This window comes from Candidatus Diapherotrites archaeon, assembly GCA_030688545.1.
Classification (GTDB): Archaea; Iainarchaeota; Iainarchaeia; order Iainarchaeales; family VGJJ01; genus VGJJ01.
Window position 1 is genome coordinate 286,354 of the sequence record JAUYHT010000006.1, and the last position, 16,545, is coordinate 302,898.

Sequence of the window (16,545 nt, forward strand, 5' to 3'; positions counted from 1 at the left end):
TTTTTTGGGGCGGTTTGGCGCGCGGGAACGACCGCCTCTCCTAATTTCGAAGGATGGAACACCCGTGCGCGTTTTCAAAACGGCGCCCTGAATGATGCAGAAATAGACTGTTTTTCGCCATTTTTTCAAATGGCCGAAGGAGGTGTCACCGCTTTCGGTCATAGCGCCCAATGAGTTGAGCGTCCTGGAGGATGCGGCCCACCATGGCATCCTCGACTTCTTTCTTGGAGACCCCTTCCCATAAATCCAATTTCCGGTCCAGGGCATAGAGCCGGAAGACATACCGGTGTTCCCTATCCGAGGGGCAGGGGCCGGTGTAGGCATTCTCCCCCTGCGTGTTCCGCCCCACCACTCCTTCGGGATTCGTTCCTTCTGGGATAGAAGCCGTGGAGGTGGGAATATCTATTACCACCCAATGGTCCCAGGAGGTGATTTTTTTGGTCATCCGCACTGATTCCGGGATGTCCGGGTCGTCCATGAGCAGGACGAGCGAGCGGGCATGCCCGGGCACTCCGGTGATGGTGAGGGGTGGGGATATGTTTTCCCCGTCACAGGTGTACTTTTGGGGAATTTTTTCTCCATGCGCGAATGCGGGGGATAGGAGTTTCATTCGGGCTACCTTCATAAGAGGACTATTTGGAAAATTATAAGGATACTTTTCAGGATGCATTAGAAAAGGGAATCCAAAATGGTTTGAAAAGGGGGCCCAGACTGGCGGGGGGGAATGGTATGTTCCCCTTCTTGGGTCCGAGGCCTCTGGGGAATAACGGTCAAAACGGCCACTGGGCAACTTTTTTTGAATAGGCTTTTGCCAAATAAGCCTCTGGCGAGAGTTGAACTCGCGACCTCCACATTACCAATGTGGCGCTCTACCACTGAGCTACAGAGGCCGTTTTCCTAAAGAGCACGCGGGGGAATCCATTTAAAGTGGGTGGCGGAGCATAGGTTATAGCGTTTTAAGATGAAGGGGAAAGTACTTTTCAGTATGAAAAATGACCCAAATGTCACCCTTTTTCATGAGCGGCGTTCCAATCCGACGAGACTCCCCCGAAAAAATTTCCTTTCCTTTTCCACTAAAAAAAACCCCATCCTCAAATAGAGGCGCATGAGGGAAGGCGTAAGCGTCGCTTCCGTCCGCTCCCGCATCCAGAATCGTTTCGGTCATCGGACGCGTTTACATCTATCAAGTCGGAGTGGTTGGAAGAAGTGAAAGAGGAAGTGGAGCGGAAGATCGCCATCGAATGGGATAGGATGAAGGAATATGCACCTTCTTTCACCCGAAAGATGATCGCCAGAGATTTCGCGCAAGGCAGTGGGAATGATGATGACATGTTCCGTCGGGCCCGGATTTTCATGGGAGGAGAAGAGGACAAGACCCTCTATTTCATTTTTTATGATCCCGTGAAGCAACGGTTCTGGTGTCATTCCACCCGGCGCATGGAGGATAACTTTCGGGATTAACTCATTTCAGGATTCGGCGCTCTATTTCTTTCTCCAGTTTCCCTTTCTCATCGAGGGGGATGAGTGTTTCTTCTCCGCTCGTCATATCACGGAGGGTAATTCCTCCATTTGCCGTTTCATCTTCACCCAGGATGAGCACCACTGGTATCCCCTGGGAATTGGCATAATTCATGTTTTTGCTTATTCCGCGGCGCATGAGGTCAATTTCCACACGTAATCCATAGGCGCGCAGCCGGTCAATGACATTCAGACAGGTAGGGAGGGTATCCCCAATGGGGATGACATAAACTTCCACCCGCGTCTCCTCGAATGTTTCAGCGAGAATATCCACCAGTCGATCCACTCCGAAAGAAATACCCACCGCGGGAAGCGAGGGACCCCCGAAATATTGGATGAGCGTGTCGTATCTCCCCCCACCCCCCACGGATGCCGTGATCCCGGCTTGGATCTCGAACACGCTTCCCGTGTAATAGTCCATTCCCCGCACGAGGGAAGGGTCATATGTCACGTATTCGTCTTTGCCTTGCGCCCCAAGCAGCGCCATTATCGTTTCAAGGGCCATAATCCCTTGCGTCGCGATGGCACTCGTCTTGACGTCATTCTTGGTCTTCTCGAGAGCGTCGTTCAAGTAGGTGAGGATGGTGATGGGCAGTTCGGCGGCCTGCAGTTCCTTCCGTACCCCTTCCTGTCCCAATTTATCCCACTTGTCCAGGATGCGCATGGCCTCCGTAGTACGAGAGGGGGGAATGCCATTCATGCTCATGAGTTCATTCATGATGCGTCGATCATTCAGTCGGATGGAAAAATCCTCGAATCCCAATGCCCGCATCGTGTCGATGGCAAATGAGAGGCATTCCGCATCGGCCTCCGGAAAAGGGGAACCGATGATGTCCACATCCCCCTGCGTGAATTCCCGGTAGCGGAAGGCTTGAGGGTTTTCATAGCGGTACACCGTTCCCAGGTTGAATGATTTAATGGGTTTAGGGAGATCAGGATTTCCTATGACTACGCGTGCGAGGGAGGTGGTGAATTCGAACCGTAATCCCAATTGGCGCTTGGATTGGTCCTCGAGACGAAACATCTCTTTCTGCACCGCGTCCCCCGCGCCCCCTTTGGCGGCGAGGAGATCATAGTATTCAATCACCGGCACCTGCATGGGTTCAAACCCATATTGGAGGGCTTTTTGGTAAATAATCTGTTCCACCCATCGTTTGACGCGCGCGGGTTTTCCAAGGATGTCGCGCATCCCCTTTACGGGTTGAAGGGGAATCCCTGGTTTCTCGTCATCCATACGTGAATTGGATTCGGCCATAACGTAGTCCCTTCCCCGATGCTATAAAAAAGGGGTGGGAAAGGGGGCTTATTCCCCTTTCTGCTTCCACCAGAGGGATTGGATGAATGCCCCCGCGGCGAGCACGGTGAATAGTCGTCCTGCCCAGGAGTAGGCATCTCCCGGCCCGGTGGATAGGAGGAAATCGGTGGCAATCAGAGCGAGCGTCCCCATCCCAATGAGGTGCCACTGCGCGGACTGCGAGGTCTTTCCCCGGTTGAGCAAGGCATACCGGATGGAGGCCAATACGAATAGGACTTGGACTATTGTCACCAGCTGCTGGCGCCAGAGCGAAGGAACCCCATCCGCGATGAATAATGATGGGAGGGTCGCGTGGAGTTGGTATAGACCCACCAGGAACACGATGAGGAGGGCCAGGGACACCATGACGATGTGGGGAGCCGCATGCAGCTTGCCCTGGCGGGGGGCGAATAAGAAGAATATCCCTGACAGCCCTAATCCGAATACGAGGAGGTAGTAGCCGAGGCTCGCATTGTCTTGGGCGAGCAGGCCGAATAATCCTGCCAATCCTAATCCGATGAACAGGAAGGTGACGCTCAGCATGCAAAGGGCAATCCCCTGGAAGAGGTCGAATTGGCTGCGCTCGGATACCGCGTGACGGAAGGATTCGGCGGCCACCAGGAGGATGAGGCCTCCGCTCAGCAAGTACAGAATGGCGCCCCCCCATTCCCATTCGGAGAAAGAGAAATTAGCCGAAAATATTTGGAGAGCGAAATGCACCACCAGCATGAGCACAATGAGCACCGGCATGGTGATGCGCGAAGGGAGCAACCATCGAGTGTGCCCTTCATAGTCATAGCGAGCCAGGATCATGCCGGGATGAAACCCATCGCCCTTTTTAATGGGCGCATCCGGGTTAGGCAATAAAACCCATGCTCTTTTTCACGAGGGATTTTCCATTTCCAGGGAAAAAGCGGCCCATAAAAAGGGCTTTTCATAAACCTTTTCCTTCGAATTCCATTGGAATGGCCCGTGCGGTGTGACGGTCGCATCCCAGCCTGTGGAGCTGGTGGAGGGGGTTCGACTCCCCCCATGGGCACTCATTTGGTAACAGTTTGAGGGGAAATTATCCTCTTTTCAACAAATTATCATACGCCGAACCCGATCGAACTGAAAATGGCGAAAACCAGAATTGGAATAAGTACTATAAGCAAACCAAATAGGATGACCAATAATATCATCCGGGCAATGAACGCTTGCCACACCTTTATTCTATTTGCGACGGCACTCGCGAGAATGGACAAGTAAAAGCTATAGAACAACATGATAACCAAAAGAATCATGATTATCCAAGCGATTACGGGAACAACGCTCGCGATGATACTCATGAGTATTAAGATTATCATCGTTGGGATATCAACTACCGATTGCAGGTAGACGTTTTGGGCATAGGTCCCATTGGATTTGAAAAGTTTGGAGAATAGTTTGTCCATTCCAGACGTAAAGCCGAAGTAGAGAAACATGGCCACTGAAAAGAAGATTGAAATAAAAAGTAGGGCCATCAGCACGGCCCCTGCCACTTCCAATCCTGAGGTGCCTTCAGGAACCATCGGTAGTTCATCGACGAAAACAGCCAGGATCGATAAAACAAGACCCACTATGAACCCCCATACCAGGAAGCGCTTGGCCGCGAGACGGGAGTCCGCGAATGAAAGCTCGCGCTTAAGGATTTCCCTGGGTTTGAGGAGCACACCAAAGTTAAGGTCGAATATCCTTTCGGTCATGGCAAGGGCAATGATTCAAGATATTTAAACTTTTAGGGGATGGTTGTTTCGCCAGGAAGAGAGGGGGTTGGCTTATAATCTTGTATCAGAGAGAATGTGGTGTCGACCTGTAGTATTGTGAACAGGTTTTGTCAATGAATAAAGCCCGTGTGGTGTAGTCTGGACAGCATAAAAGCTTGCGGAGCTTTAGACCTGGGTTCAAATCCCAGCACGGGTGTTGGTGGGGATTCGTACAATCCCTCCATTTTATTTTCGTCTTTGGTTTTAAAAAAAAAAATGAGTCGCCTCAATCACTTTTTTCAAAATGTGACGGTTGCCAGGATTTGTTTCCCGCGCCCCCAAACAAGCGCAATCATACTAAAGGGTGTAACGACTCAAATACGTATTCGGAATTTCAGCTCGACCCGGGAGGATAAGGGTTGGGTGCGGGAGCGGGGATGGGGGCGGGAGGAGCATCCGCGGGAGGCTCTTCCACGTGCTCGTACGTGGGGGTGCTGACATCGTCAGTGGTGGGAGGGGGCGAATAGGACCAGGAGGAGGGAGAGCTGGGGGTTTCGGGCACCGGTTCGGGGGCGTCTTGGCGCACGTCCTGCTCCCACCCCGCGATAGGAGAAGTTGGGATATAGGTTTCTTTGGGGATGTAGTTCGAGGCGATTGTTCCAAACACCGTGGCCATGGGTTGAATAATGAAGGTGGCGGCGAGAAAGTAGAGCAGCGAGCCCAACAGCGCGGCGAAAACCCAATAGTTTTCCCTCACGAAGGTGAAGCCGGGAACCTTGTCTTGCACCTGCGCCACAATAGCTTGCGGATCGAGTTGGCTTTGTTGTTCCCGCACTTGCGCCAGGATGGCGGCGCGATAGGATGGATCATCCAGGCTGGCGAGAGTGAGGTCGATGAGTTGGACGAAGGATTGGGCATCCGGGTCACTGCTGCCCCGGAGGTTCTGGAAATCAACGGAGGTGGTGATTTGGGTTAGGGTGTTGCGCTGGGATTGGATGAGGAAATCCGCTGTCACCTGATCCACGTCCAATTGAGAAAGGATGCGTCCTCCGAAGAGGGAGGCCTCGAAATCATGGTAGAGGGCGTCCCCCTGCGGCGCGGCGAATAAAGCCAGCGTCACCAGTACCCCGACCCCTAAAATCTGGAGTCCACGTTGCGCCCCATTGAAGCTACTGCGGAAAACGGGGAAGTTCTTGAGTTCCATTCGCTTGATGCGCGTGGTTTCAAGCATGAGGGGGATGCTTCCTAAGTAGAAGAGGGACAATGGATACCATTGGGCGAAATTCCCCCAAACCACAGCGGCAATGGCCAGGGCCAGAATCGTTGGAATGAGGGTCGCGATGTACACCCTGCCCCTTTCGTCCTTGTCCGAGTAGGCGGTGAACAATCCGATAGTGAGAGAGAAGAATACTGCGAATAATACAAATGTTCCGCTGATCAACACACTCAGAGCGTCCACATTTCCGATGGCCGTGAGCAATTGGTCAGGGGTCAGGCGGAGTTCATTGAGGAAAAAGGCCCACGCGAGCGTGGTCAGGAACACGAGTGCGCCGATTATGAGCGGCTTGTGCACATCCTCATTCATACCAGGCGCTTGACTGAATCCTGGTTTATTAACATGGTAGTCTCGAATTGGGCCACGATGGCCCCCTTCTTCTCCCGCAACACTGGATGAGGGGTGATGGCACCAAATTTCACCAGGTCGCGCAGCGCGGTCTTTCGGGAGAAATCCGACATATCCAAATCGCGGGCGAGCCATCGTTCCGCGAAGGGCAATCCTTCATAGTGTTCGAGGCAGAAATCAACCATGCGGCGCGCATGGGGATTGCGAACGGGCACCTTTTCATGCACTTCGAAAATTTCTATTTGGGGGGCCTCGAAAATTTCTCCATTTCCCCGGATGGAAGCGAAGGGTTCCATGGCGTAGGCATGTCCCTCTTCAATGGGGGATGGGTCGTCATTGGCAATATTTGGAATGGTAGGGGAACAGTGAGCCGTGTAGGCGTCGAGTCCGTGGCCGGACAAGTTGAGAATGGGATCCACCCCATATTTTTTCAGGGTGCCCCCGATGGCGGCTCCAAGAACTCGTACTTCCACTCCCATTTTGACTTCCTTGAACCCCGCTTCCAGAGCGGCTTGCGTGGCGGTGACCAAGTTGGCCACTTCCGCGTCGCCAGAGAAATCAAGTGTGAAGGCCGCGTCGACAATGTACCCGTCATGGTGCACCCCGATGTCCACTTTCAACACATCCCCTTTTTTCACCAGCGTCTCGTCCCCGGCGGATGGAGTATAGTGGGCGGCGATGTCATTCAGGGATAAGTTGATGGGAAAGGCGATGCCGCACCCGTTTTTTTTTGTCAAGGCCTCAATCTCTTCCGCGATATCCAATAGTTTCACTCCCGGCTGGATCATATCCCGCGCTTTCTGGCGGCAGAGCGCATGCACTTTAGCGGCGGTCTCGTAATGGGCAACAATGAGGGGGTCCATACCTTTACTCGGAGGGTAATATTGTTAAACGATGGCCTTTGAACCAATGCTTTTCAGGGGTTCAGTGAACACCCCCTTCTTCCTTGGTTAAGGTCGGATCAAAAGACCCAGCCGCAAGCGGAAGTAGCAATAAAGATCTAAATTGAAATGGGTTCCAGGAAGCGGGCGTGTGGGAAACTTAAGCGAGTGGATTCAATCTTTTTGATTTCATCAATATAGATTTTCCTTATGGCATCCTTTACTTTATCATTTAGCACCACATTTCGAGCCTTTGCAATTTCACCTTTCTTAGCCAATGATATAACTGATTTCTTATTGCCACCATACTTTATGAATAGAACTTCAGGAAGACGATTATTTCCAGATAAAAAATCGCCAAATGGTTCGTGATGTTTTTCGAAGTAATCTTGAATGTCGTCATTAATTTGTCGAATTATTCCTATAGAATGAGCAATTTTTTCTAATTTTTTACTCGGTTTTTTATTTGCTAACAATTGTCCCACATTAAATCCCGTAGAAACATGCCCACCCGTGAATAAACGAACAGCTAGAAAATAGTTTTCAAAACTACTTGACTTGTTTGAGGAGGAGATTAAAATCTCACCACGATATAAGTCAAATAAATAACCATGAATAGCTTGAAATAATTCAATCTTAAATGAATCCTTTGTTTTTAATAAATTAGAAATCTTTGTCATTTTTCGAATGGATTCAAACCGCAGTTTTTCTGCTTTGATTATAGTAAATGGAATTCCTTCTTGAACATAAATACAAGCTTTTCCGTTACGCGTTTTTGAGGCATCAATAATATCATCAAGCATCATTACAGAATCATCAAGACCATTAGATATTTCTCTAAGCAATTTTTCATGGTTGGATGGAAACTTTTTTGCAGTTGCAAACTCATATCCTGCTTTCACATATACTGCAAAACTTTTTTCGAATTTTTGCAATGCCATGATAATCCTATAAAAGTACTAAATAAAAACCAGCAGAGATAAAATTATGTAGTCATAATACTTTCTCTGCTTAAATCGTTTTTGAACAAACTATTTTAGAAAAAAAGTTTCTTTTAGTTAAACGCCCCCAGCCCGGTCTGTTTTCCTTGATTGCGCAAATCATGGGGGTCGTATCCCAGTTCCACGAGAATACGTTCGATGGCGGGTACAACTTGGTGGAGAATGTAGTATTCGGCGTCGTAGTCCCCTTCTTTCACGAATTCCTCGAGTTCGGCTTTCTCTGAAATGGTTTTTCCTTTGGTAGTTATGATGAACCCCAGCATGGCCCCCACTCGGATGTCTTTCCCCCGCTTCATGGCCTTGAGCGCGGCGGAGACATGGGGGGTTGTTGTAGCGTAGGATGAGGGACGGCGCTGCATCTGGGTGTGTACTACTAAATCCTTATTGGGAATTTTCCCTTCGCGGAGACGGGAAATAGTCAGTTGGACGGCTCTCAGCGCGGCCTCGGGATTCCCATTCACGAGGACTTCCTGGAGCACGGTCTTCTGCGTCTCCCGCGCAACCTTGGACCAGTCGCGCCGCACATACTCGAATCCAACGATCGTGAGTTGGTTGTCATAGTCCGCGAGGGCGTATCGTTTCTTGGCCGCGTGCCCCTCTTTCCTGGTGACAAAAAGCCCGCGCTTGTAGAGGCCTTCGAATTCCAGTTCCATAATGCCGGGCAGAGTTTTGTTTATTTTCTTCACGAGCGCGTGCATATCCTTTTCGTTTTTATCTGGTGGCAACAACAAAAATGCCGAATCTGTATCTGTGTAAATGGCAGTATATCCTTCTTTTTCAACATCCACAAGTGTCTTCTGAATATAGTGCCGCGCCCACGCAGTAATAGCCCGGGCGGATTCGCGGGAGTACCAGCGGAAGCGTGGAAATCCGAGCGTCCCAAAGAAGGAGTTGAGCAGTATCTTCAACGCCTGCTTGCGTGCTTTCAGATTGGGCTGGCGCGGATCGTCTTTGGAAAGGGTATCCATTTCTTTCTGCACGGCGATGCGCTGGCGGAGGATATCATCCATCACTGAGGCGACCAATCCTTTTTCTTTGGTGCAGAACCAGTGCCCCGTGGGGGCGCGGTTGGGGCCTTTCTGGCACTCCTTATGCGCACAATCCAGTGTCTCGGGGGAAATGTTGTGCGAGATCATAATACTTGGATACAGGGAGCGGAAGTCCAACACCGCCACGTGCGAATGCAAGCCGGCCGTGGGTTCCTTCACGTAACCCCCTTCGATGGGATTCTGGGTGCGGGCATTCACCTGTTCGTCCGTGGGGGGACTAGGGATGGGAATGTTTCGTGTTACACATTCGGCGAAAAGCACGGCCTCCACCAATTGGGAGGCGGTGGCGCGGCACGTATCCGAGACTGACAATCGGACGATTCTGGATATCTCGAGCAGGAGGGGAAGGAATTCCAGGGCGAGACGCTGGGTGAAAATAGTGTCATTGAGGTTGTAGAGGGCCAATTTTTCTAATCCTTTTTTGGTTTGCCAGATTTCGCGGATCTGAACATGGGTCAGCGTTTTCTCCCCTTCCCCGAAAACGGCCTGCATCACACTCCCCAAATCCAATTTCACGGTTTTGAGGGCCTGAAAACGATTCAAGAGGCGGGCGAGTTGCAACACATCCACGTGGGGCATCCCTTTTACCCGGGCTTCGTGCCCGCTGCCACGTCCCACGAGTTGGGGTTCACCAAATCCAAGGTCCAGGGACACCCCATGTTTCTGGGCGCGCGCCAGGAGAAAAGGAAAATCAAACCCATCACCATTGTAGGTGGCAATAATATCCACATTCGCGAGACGAAGGAATGTGATGAATTGTTCGAGAAGATGTTTTTCATCCCGAACCAAAGTGGTTAGGTCATCCACATGCTGGGGCATGAACACTTTGTTTCCTTCAGGAGTGGTAATGGCAATGGAAATGATTTCATCCGCGTCAGAATTGGGCGAAGTCCCTAACCCACATGTTTCGATGTCGAAAGAAGCAACTCGCCAAGACGCGGGGGGTGAATCGAGGGAAGAAATTGAATGGATATCTCCTGTTTGGTTTAGCGTCAATTCAATTTTCTGATTGGGAATGAGTTTTTTATCCAGGAGATAACGCCGGGTGTAGGGGATGTTATACTCATGCATCTCCTTCACATGAGGATAGCGGAGAATCAGCTCCCTCACCCCTAATAGGTCGGGAATGCGGTGGAAATCCAAGCGGATAAATACCTGGTTGGCTCGGGTGACTTTTTGGACGTGAGCAAGGCGGATACCTCCAGGGAACGTCTCATTTTCAAGGCTGGAAATCATTTCGGGAATGGGGAACCGGGAATCACATGTTATGTAGAAGTAAGGGGGGAATGTTCTATCCAGGAACAATTTCACCCCTCCCGGGGTGCGGACATATACCTCCACGACGCTCTTTCCCTGGTCTTCGTGCATCTGCACATCTAACAGCCACCCCTCCCCTGTTTCCTTGCTGCGCGAGGCCATACCTCTTTTTTAAGCCCCGACCGGTCTTTTAATCCATGCCCGACCCCCTCCCAGCCGGTTACCCGGCGCCTCCCCGCCCCCAAGGAGGGACGGATTACCTCTACACCCTCAACCGGGACCTCAAAGCCCTCAACGCCTCCGTCCTGGTCATCACCCAGAAGATCAAGTACCTCGTCCGCAACGAGAAAATACTCGGAAGAAATCTCATCATCATCAACAAGCGGGTCAAGGAACTCTCCACCTCCCTCGCCCAGACGCAAGGGGAAGGGATGTCCGATGAAACTAAACAACTCGTCTCTGACCTATCCCGCCAGGCGAGCGCCTTATCCTCCCAGCTCGTCCAACTGGAATCAAGGCTCGACACCCTCTCCCGCTCCGCCGCCAAGCAGGACGAGGTGAAAGAACTCAAATATATCATCGATGGGATGAACCCCTTGCATTACGTCACCCGCGAGCAAGTGGAAGAACTGATTGATAAGCGGTTGGGCGAACGGAAAAAATAAATCCTTTTTCCTAAAAAGCGTTCGTTTTTTTGATCAAACTTCATCGTAAACACTATTTTCCGCCAACGCTTTTTCCAGCGGAAAAAGGGTTGTTACGATGCTCGCAAAACATAGTTTTGCTTGGTTTCCTAAAAAGTTTCTTTTGATGAAACTTTTTTTTAAAAAGTTCGTTATGAGAACAAGAAGTCTCCCACCACGCGCTGGGAGTAGGTGTCTCTCAGGGTGACGCGGTAGTTTTTGCGGCCCACCAAAGCCACTCCGGCCTGGCGTCCGCCGATGACGGAGATTTGGGCGTCGCAGAGGTTGCGGACATTCTGCGGGAGATCGATGCCGTGGGCTGAAGAGAGGATAAACCCCACGTCCTGGGTGTTGCTCTCGCTCAACAGCCGTTCCAGTTCCCGGTGCAAGGCGGGTTCCCGGCGGGGGTCGAATAGGGGCATGGCCTCTGGAATGACAATGAGGGATTTCATTCTATCGGATACTCCTTTCCGGGTGTACCAGGAATAGATCCCCTTCATGATGGTGTACACCAGGAGGTTGCGCAGGCGCGGGGGGGTATGAGGCAGACGCACAACTCCTATTCGTCCGATGGATTGGAACCAGCTCTTGGATATCTCCTCAATAGGATTGGTCCCGTCGAATAGTTTGGGGAATGTTTGGTCCAATAGGGTAAGGAGTCGTATGAGGCTGTTGATCTGGAAGGAGGAGAATGTGTCCGAGGGGGGGAGTTGTCTCAAAATGCGCACCCCTTCGTCAATGGAGGTCACGGAATGCTCGCGCAGAAATCGAGCGAGGTGCAATCCCAATTCATGATGCTCCAATCCCAGTATTTCCACCATGGCCTCAGGAGGAACAGTTGAGAGTTCGATCTTCAAATTTTCGAAAGGCAGGAATTCCTTCAGGGGAAAACCAATGGGGTCCCCTTCAATCTTTTGCATGTGCAACGTGTCCGCGCTCGCGTTGGGATTGCGCATGACCGAGAATGTGTTGTTCCAGTCCATTATGACCACGGGGATGTTGGAGAATAAGGCCCCTTCCGCGATGACCTGAAGCACGTGTTCCCGGTGCTCTTTCCGCCCCCCTTCCACAAGGGTTTTCTTGAAGAAGAGAATGGGTTCCTTCACTAGCAATCCTGCTTGGGTCGTTCCCAATATGAATTCCCCGGGAAGCGCCCCGCTATGCGCTTGCGGCGTGCGAATAGTCTGATCCCCCTCGCGGGAATAGTGGGCACTCGTGGCGAGCATGGGAATGAGCATGGGCGCGCTGAAGAAGGCATTCCGCACCTTCTCATTGGTCTGGGCTAATGGGGTCATCTGGATGTCATAGGCCCGTGCCACTTCTTTCAGCAGGGAGTTCCCCACCTCTATTTTCTTGAGAAGTATATCCGTCTGCTCGAGCACGATGCCCTCCTCCCACGCCACCGACACGGGGTCGCTGCCCAATATGAGAAAGGTATGCGTCTCGTCCACGCTGTGTTTAGTCCATACCAATAAGTCCCGTGGCAGGGTTTGAACAAACCCCCGGACATCTCCAGTGGCCTCGTACACCTGGTAGAATTCGCACGTGGCTTGGGTGAATGTTCCCCCTTCCGGGTGCAGGGTTTGGATGTAGATCCATTTTTCGGGGCTCGTGTACACCTCGAGTGACTGATCCTGGATATTCCCTTTCAGGAGCAGCGACCAGGGTCCTTGGGCGATCTTGAACAACGGCATGGGGATTCCAACGGAAGAGGTTTTTTATAGCAGGGTTGGTTCCTATTTAAAGCGCACGCGAGGCTGGCCATGGTCAATGACGAAATCATCCTCAACACCATTCGCAAGATGCAGGACGCGGGTCTCTCGGATAACATCATCCGTTCTACTCTTTCTGACCTGGGGTTGGGCAACGAGCAGGTCCAATCCTTCCTCTCCCGCGCGGGAATAAAAGACTCATCCCAAGGTCTTTCCTTTCCGGCCTCCCCCCCTCCTCCCTTATCTGAAAAACCCAATACGGCTTCCAGGGGAGAATCCAACCCTTCCTTGTCAGAAGCCGACCACGAGGCCATCGCTTCCCGCACGAGCGAAGTGTTGCAGCAGCAGATGGCCCATCGGGAACAGTCCATACAAAATGAGCATTCCCTGCGTGACAGCATCACCCATTTGGCACTGGAACAGCACGGCGAACAATTGAAGGACACCCACTCCGCGGTGGTCGAGCTCCATGACCGGCTGGACGGGATGAATATCGATACCCTTTCTTCCCGCCTCGCTGGATTAGGCACGCGCACGGATGTCATCGCCAATGACGTATCCGAAATTAAATCCCGCATGGGGGCTTTGAATGCCCTGATGCAGAAAGTCCTTGAGACGGAACAGAAACTCTTGTTCGGGAGCAAGGACAAGAAATAGCCTTTAGTCATTTGCCCCCGATGTTCTTTTCGACAGAATATTTTTCTAAACCGTTTTCTTGTAAATTTTTTCTAGGTCGTTTTTGATCGCCCTTTTTTCTAAAAGGAGGGTTTTTGATCAAACTTTTTCCCAAAAAGTTTGATGAGGAAGCTTTTTTCTGAGTCGATTTTTTGATAAAACTTTTTCCTAAAAAGTTTTTAAAAAAGTTTCATTTGAAGAGCTTGTGTAGCCCGTCCCAGAATTGTTCCGCCATGGTGGCGAGGGCGTGCATGGGTTGGGGGATGTTCCATTGGTAATTGTATGCGTCCTTATAGGATTTGGCTCCTTTGGGGAGGATGGTTTCTTGGGTCTTCTCCGAGAGGGCTTTTCCTATGTTTTCGAATGTCCCTTTGGGATGGCTTCCTTTCGCCGCTTCCATGGCGTGGTATTCCTCCTCGTATATTTTTTTGGCCTTTTCAATCCCTTTTTTGGCCCCTCGGGTAATCGTCCGAGTGGAATAGAAAACCATGTACACGAGAAATAGCAGGCCGCCTGCGATTAGCCAGAATAGGTTTCCCGTCGCCGCGAGCGCCACGAGAATGACTAATAGCAGAATCCATCCTCCCTCACTCATTAGTGGCCGCCCCCCATGCCTCCAAATCCACCCATTCCTCCTCCCATGCCGCCGCCCATACCCCCATCCATTCCCTGGAGCATCGCCAGCATGTCGGGGGACATCGCGGCCTGTTCCTCCGAAGGCTTCACTCCCACAAAATAGGCCAATCCCACGAGCGCCACGACGACATAGAGTAATTCTCCTTTCAGCGCCCCCCCGAAGATGAAAAATACGACCCCTGTCACGAGCGTGAGCAATATTCCCGGAATTGAGCGTAGGCTGATGAGCAAAAATACGAGGATGGCGAGGCTCAGCCAGATCTGGCTGTATTGCATGGTGAAGGCCAGCAGGAACACCGCCACCGCGTACGTGAAGGAGTCCATGCGTCGTTCACTTCCCGAAGACGTTCACTTTGGTGAAAACGTCTTTTCCGAATGTAGCGAAAGCCCATAAAAAAACGAGCCCCCACACGAGCTCGGGAAACTGGTAAAACGTGAGGAACATGATTACAAGGGCCGTGACGAAAGCGAGCTTGGTGCTCCCCACATTTCCTTTGGCCCAGTTGTAGATCCAGATGAATAGGAATATGGTGATGGCCAATTGGACGTTTTCCGTGAGGGATTGGAGGAGCATGCGCTCCTATTTTGGACGAAATCCCCTTATTTAAGGGAATGGTCATTTTGGAGAAAAGTTATCCGGAGGCGGCCTCGTCGTAGCGGGAAAAACGTCCTCTCCCTCGTCCCCCATTCCCACCCATGCGGGGTCGGCGTTTGCGCGCACCATCGTCATCCCCTTCCCGCACCGGGTGTTCGAACTCTTCGGGCGTCCTGGTAAAGGATTCTTCATCCGCGATCTTTCCCGTTCCGATTAAATAGCCCCGGGCCAGGAGCCAATAGATGAGGGCCAGGGATTTGCGCCCTTTATTGTTCACGGGAAGAACCACATCGATGTTTCTGAGTTCATTGTTCGTTGATGCTAATGCCACTACAGCTGCCCGGGCGAGGGAGGCTTCTTGGATGGCTTGCACATCGGACTCTGGTTCGGTGATGATGACCACTTTGGGTTGTAAAAATTCCTTCCCTTCGGGATTGGTAAATGTTCCGGGCACGAATCGTCCGGTGAGCGCGCGGCATCCGATGGTCGCGGCGAATTCTTCAACCGGTGTTTTCCCATACATCTTTCGGCTGACCACAATAATTTCATGCGGGGCATACCGGGAGAGGAATTGTCCCACGTGCTTGACGCGTTGGTCAATCATCTGGATATCCAGCACTTTTAGCCCGTCCCGACGCTGTTTGTAGATGTACTTTCCCATATCCCCTGATTTGAATCGGGCGCCGATGTGGGCACCGGAAGTAAGGTATTTCTCCATGAGGGGATTAGTCCCGACGGGGGTGTTCTGGATATCATCTTGTTTGTCAGTCATCGGCAATCACACGTTATATCGCATCACGTCATCGATTAATTCGACATGACTGCGGAGCATTCGTCGGCAACAATACCTTGTTATCCCCAATTCTTGGAAAATATCTTCCCATTTCTCTCCCTTCTTGACACGGGATTGAATTTCGTCATGGTATCCCGCGACGGGTTTTCCGCATGAGAAGCATCGTACTGGCATGATCATATGGTTCCCTCCGAATCAGCGTTTGGAATGCTGTTTCTTCCTCCGTGCTTTGGGCCCTAAAGGTTTCTTTGGTTCGGTCCGCCGGGGATCGTCCACGAGGAGCATCCGGTCGTATTGGAGGTATTTCTTTCGCAGGTCATCCCCTAGATGTTCCGCTAAGGCTTTGGCCAGCGTGGCCCTAACCGCCACCGCTTGGGACATGGGCCCTGATCCCTGCACCCTGACATCAAAATCGAATGCATGGGCCGCTTCCCCCGCCAGGAGCAATGGTTCCCGGATAAAGGTTTGTACCTCAGGGGGTTCCACGAGATTCAGGTGGCGGGCATTGATCCTCACCACCCCCCTCCCGGGAGAGATGATGGTTTTGGCGATAGCCTCTTTCTTCTTGGCCTTGAACATCATTTGCTTTTTCCGTTTCGCCATGTCATTCACCTGTCTTTCAATCCGGTGTACCCGATGGATTCGGCTAATTGCAACACGCTAAAAACCCCTTTGGCTCTCTGATTGCGGGCTTTTTCCAGTGGTTCAAATGTTTTTCCTTCATATTGGGTGGGTGTCCCGATGTAAACCCGCAAACGCCGCAGAGCCTCGCGTCCCCGCATCCGTTTGGAGGGCAACATCCCCTCGATGATCTCTTTGAGGATGCGGTCGGGCATTTTAGAGAAGCGGGGTCCGAATTCAGGATTTCCTTTGGGACGTAAATCAAGTCGTTTTTGCCAGCGGGTCGAGAGCACGATGGGATTTCCAGTGAAAACGGCCTTCTCCGCATTCACAATAATCACACGCTTCCCCTTCAGCAAGTCTTGCGCCACGTGAGAAGCCAGACGCCCGACCACGAGATTAGTCGCATCGACATGGTGTGTCGCATCCCCCCTACTGGGTGGGGAGGAAGCTGGTTTTTTAGTTATAGGGGGGTTGGTCAT

19 protein-coding genes and 3 tRNA genes are annotated in these 16,545 nt (G+C 51.5%); 5 read left to right on the forward strand and 17 right to left on the reverse strand.

Going from position 1 to position 16,545, the window contains the following annotated elements:
- Positions 1-145: 145 nt before the first annotated feature.
- A complete protein-coding gene (locus Q8P05_04415; GenBank protein MDP2666712.1) occupies positions 146-610 on the reverse strand; it encodes a YbhB/YbcL family Raf kinase inhibitor-like protein in 465 nt (154 codons plus the stop codon).
- Between the two features lie 208 nt (positions 611-818).
- A tRNA-Thr gene (locus Q8P05_04420) sits at positions 819-890 on the reverse strand.
- Between the two features lie 307 nt (positions 891-1,197).
- Between Q8P05_04420 and Q8P05_04425 the strand changes: the two genes are divergently transcribed.
- A complete protein-coding gene (locus Q8P05_04425) occupies positions 1,198-1,461 on the forward strand; it encodes a hypothetical protein (protein MDP2666713.1) in 264 nt (87 codons plus the stop codon).
- Between the two features lies 1 nt (position 1,462).
- On the opposite strand, the gene hisS is transcribed toward Q8P05_04425, so the two are convergent.
- The gene (gene hisS, locus Q8P05_04430) at positions 1,463-2,773 is read right to left on the reverse strand and encodes a histidine--tRNA ligase (protein ID MDP2666714.1); all 1,311 of its coding nucleotides are present in this window, start codon (positions 2,771-2,773) and stop codon (positions 1,463-1,465) included.
- A gap of 48 nt (positions 2,774-2,821) precedes the next feature.
- Complete coding sequence (locus tag Q8P05_04435; protein MDP2666715.1) at positions 2,822-3,625, reverse strand: hypothetical protein; 804 nt, start codon at positions 3,623-3,625, stop codon at positions 2,822-2,824.
- A gap of 155 nt (positions 3,626-3,780) precedes the next feature.
- Between Q8P05_04435 and Q8P05_04440 the strand changes: the two genes are divergently transcribed.
- Positions 3,781-3,851 (forward strand) — tRNA-His (locus Q8P05_04440).
- A 49-nt stretch (positions 3,852-3,900) separates the two neighbouring features.
- Here Q8P05_04440 and Q8P05_04445 read toward each other — a convergent pair.
- Positions 3,901-4,536, reverse strand: coding sequence for a YIP1 family protein (locus Q8P05_04445; GenBank protein MDP2666716.1), 636 nt, complete (start codon positions 4,534-4,536; stop codon positions 3,901-3,903).
- A gap of 143 nt (positions 4,537-4,679) precedes the next feature.
- On the opposite strand from Q8P05_04445, the gene Q8P05_04450 reads away from it, so the two are divergent.
- A tRNA-Arg gene (locus Q8P05_04450) sits at positions 4,680-4,753 on the forward strand.
- Between the two features lie 177 nt (positions 4,754-4,930).
- Here the strand turns inward: Q8P05_04450 and Q8P05_04455 are convergent.
- From Q8P05_04455 to Q8P05_04470, 4 genes are all read right to left on the reverse strand, one after another.
- Positions 4,931-6,121, reverse strand: coding sequence for a hypothetical protein (locus Q8P05_04455; protein MDP2666717.1), 1,191 nt, complete (start codon positions 6,119-6,121; stop codon positions 4,931-4,933).
- Positions 6,118-7,023: a type II methionyl aminopeptidase gene (gene map / locus Q8P05_04460; protein ID MDP2666718.1), complete on the reverse strand. Its 906-nt coding sequence runs from the start codon at positions 7,021-7,023 to the stop codon at positions 6,118-6,120. The genes Q8P05_04455 and map overlap by 4 nt, the downstream gene beginning before the upstream one ends.
- Positions 7,024-7,160: 137 nt before the next feature.
- The gene (locus tag Q8P05_04465; GenBank protein ID MDP2666719.1) at positions 7,161-7,982 is read right to left on the reverse strand and encodes a class 1 isoprenoid biosynthesis enzyme; all 822 of its coding nucleotides are present in this window, start codon (positions 7,980-7,982) and stop codon (positions 7,161-7,163) included.
- 113 nt (positions 7,983-8,095) lie between these two features.
- Complete coding sequence (locus Q8P05_04470) at positions 8,096-10,510, reverse strand: DNA-directed DNA polymerase (protein ID MDP2666720.1); 2,415 nt, start codon at positions 10,508-10,510, stop codon at positions 8,096-8,098.
- Positions 10,511-10,545: 35 nt separating this feature from the next.
- Here Q8P05_04470 and Q8P05_04475 point away from each other — a divergent pair, with 35 nt between their 5' ends.
- On the forward strand, positions 10,546-11,013 hold the full coding sequence (locus Q8P05_04475; GenBank protein ID MDP2666721.1) for a hypothetical protein: 468 nt from the start codon (positions 10,546-10,548) through the stop codon (positions 11,011-11,013).
- A gap of 170 nt (positions 11,014-11,183) precedes the next feature.
- On the opposite strand, the gene Q8P05_04480 is transcribed toward Q8P05_04475, so the two are convergent.
- Entirely contained in the window at positions 11,184-12,725 is a 1,542-nt protein-coding gene (locus Q8P05_04480; GenBank protein MDP2666722.1) for a hypothetical protein, read from the reverse strand.
- Positions 12,726-12,794: 69 nt separating this feature from the next.
- Here Q8P05_04480 and Q8P05_04485 point away from each other — a divergent pair, with 69 nt between their 5' ends.
- Positions 12,795-13,400 carry a hypothetical protein gene (locus tag Q8P05_04485; GenBank protein MDP2666723.1) on the forward strand — a complete coding sequence of 202 codons (606 nt, stop codon included), beginning with the start codon at positions 12,795-12,797 and terminating at the stop codon, positions 13,398-13,400.
- A gap of 208 nt (positions 13,401-13,608) precedes the next feature.
- Here Q8P05_04485 and Q8P05_04490 read toward each other — a convergent pair whose 3' ends face one another.
- From Q8P05_04490 to rplM, 7 genes are read right to left on the reverse strand one after another with little or no spacing between them, the layout of a single operon-like run.
- Entirely contained in the window at positions 13,609-14,013 is a 405-nt protein-coding gene (locus Q8P05_04490) for a hypothetical protein (protein ID MDP2666724.1), read from the reverse strand.
- Positions 14,013-14,378 carry a hypothetical protein gene (locus Q8P05_04495; protein ID MDP2666725.1) on the reverse strand — a complete coding sequence of 122 codons (366 nt, stop codon included), beginning with the start codon at positions 14,376-14,378 and terminating at the stop codon, positions 14,013-14,015. The genes Q8P05_04490 and Q8P05_04495 overlap by 1 nt, the downstream gene beginning before the upstream one ends.
- 7 nt (positions 14,379-14,385) lie before the next feature.
- Complete coding sequence (locus Q8P05_04500; protein ID MDP2666726.1) at positions 14,386-14,628, reverse strand: hypothetical protein; 243 nt, start codon at positions 14,626-14,628, stop codon at positions 14,386-14,388.
- 58 nt (positions 14,629-14,686) lie between these two features.
- Entirely contained in the window at positions 14,687-15,421 is a 735-nt protein-coding gene (gene rpsB, locus Q8P05_04505; protein MDP2666727.1) for a 30S ribosomal protein S2, read from the reverse strand.
- 6 nt (positions 15,422-15,427) lie between these two features.
- Complete coding sequence (locus Q8P05_04510; protein MDP2666728.1) at positions 15,428-15,622, reverse strand: DNA-directed RNA polymerase subunit N; 195 nt, start codon at positions 15,620-15,622, stop codon at positions 15,428-15,430.
- Positions 15,623-15,637: 15 nt separating this feature from the next.
- Positions 15,638-16,045, reverse strand: a complete 408-nt coding sequence (gene rpsI, locus Q8P05_04515; protein ID MDP2666729.1) for a 30S ribosomal protein S9 — start codon at positions 16,043-16,045, stop codon at positions 15,638-15,640.
- A gap of 5 nt (positions 16,046-16,050) precedes the next feature.
- Positions 16,051-16,545, reverse strand: a complete 495-nt coding sequence (gene rplM, locus Q8P05_04520) for a 50S ribosomal protein L13 (GenBank protein MDP2666730.1) — start codon at positions 16,543-16,545, stop codon at positions 16,051-16,053.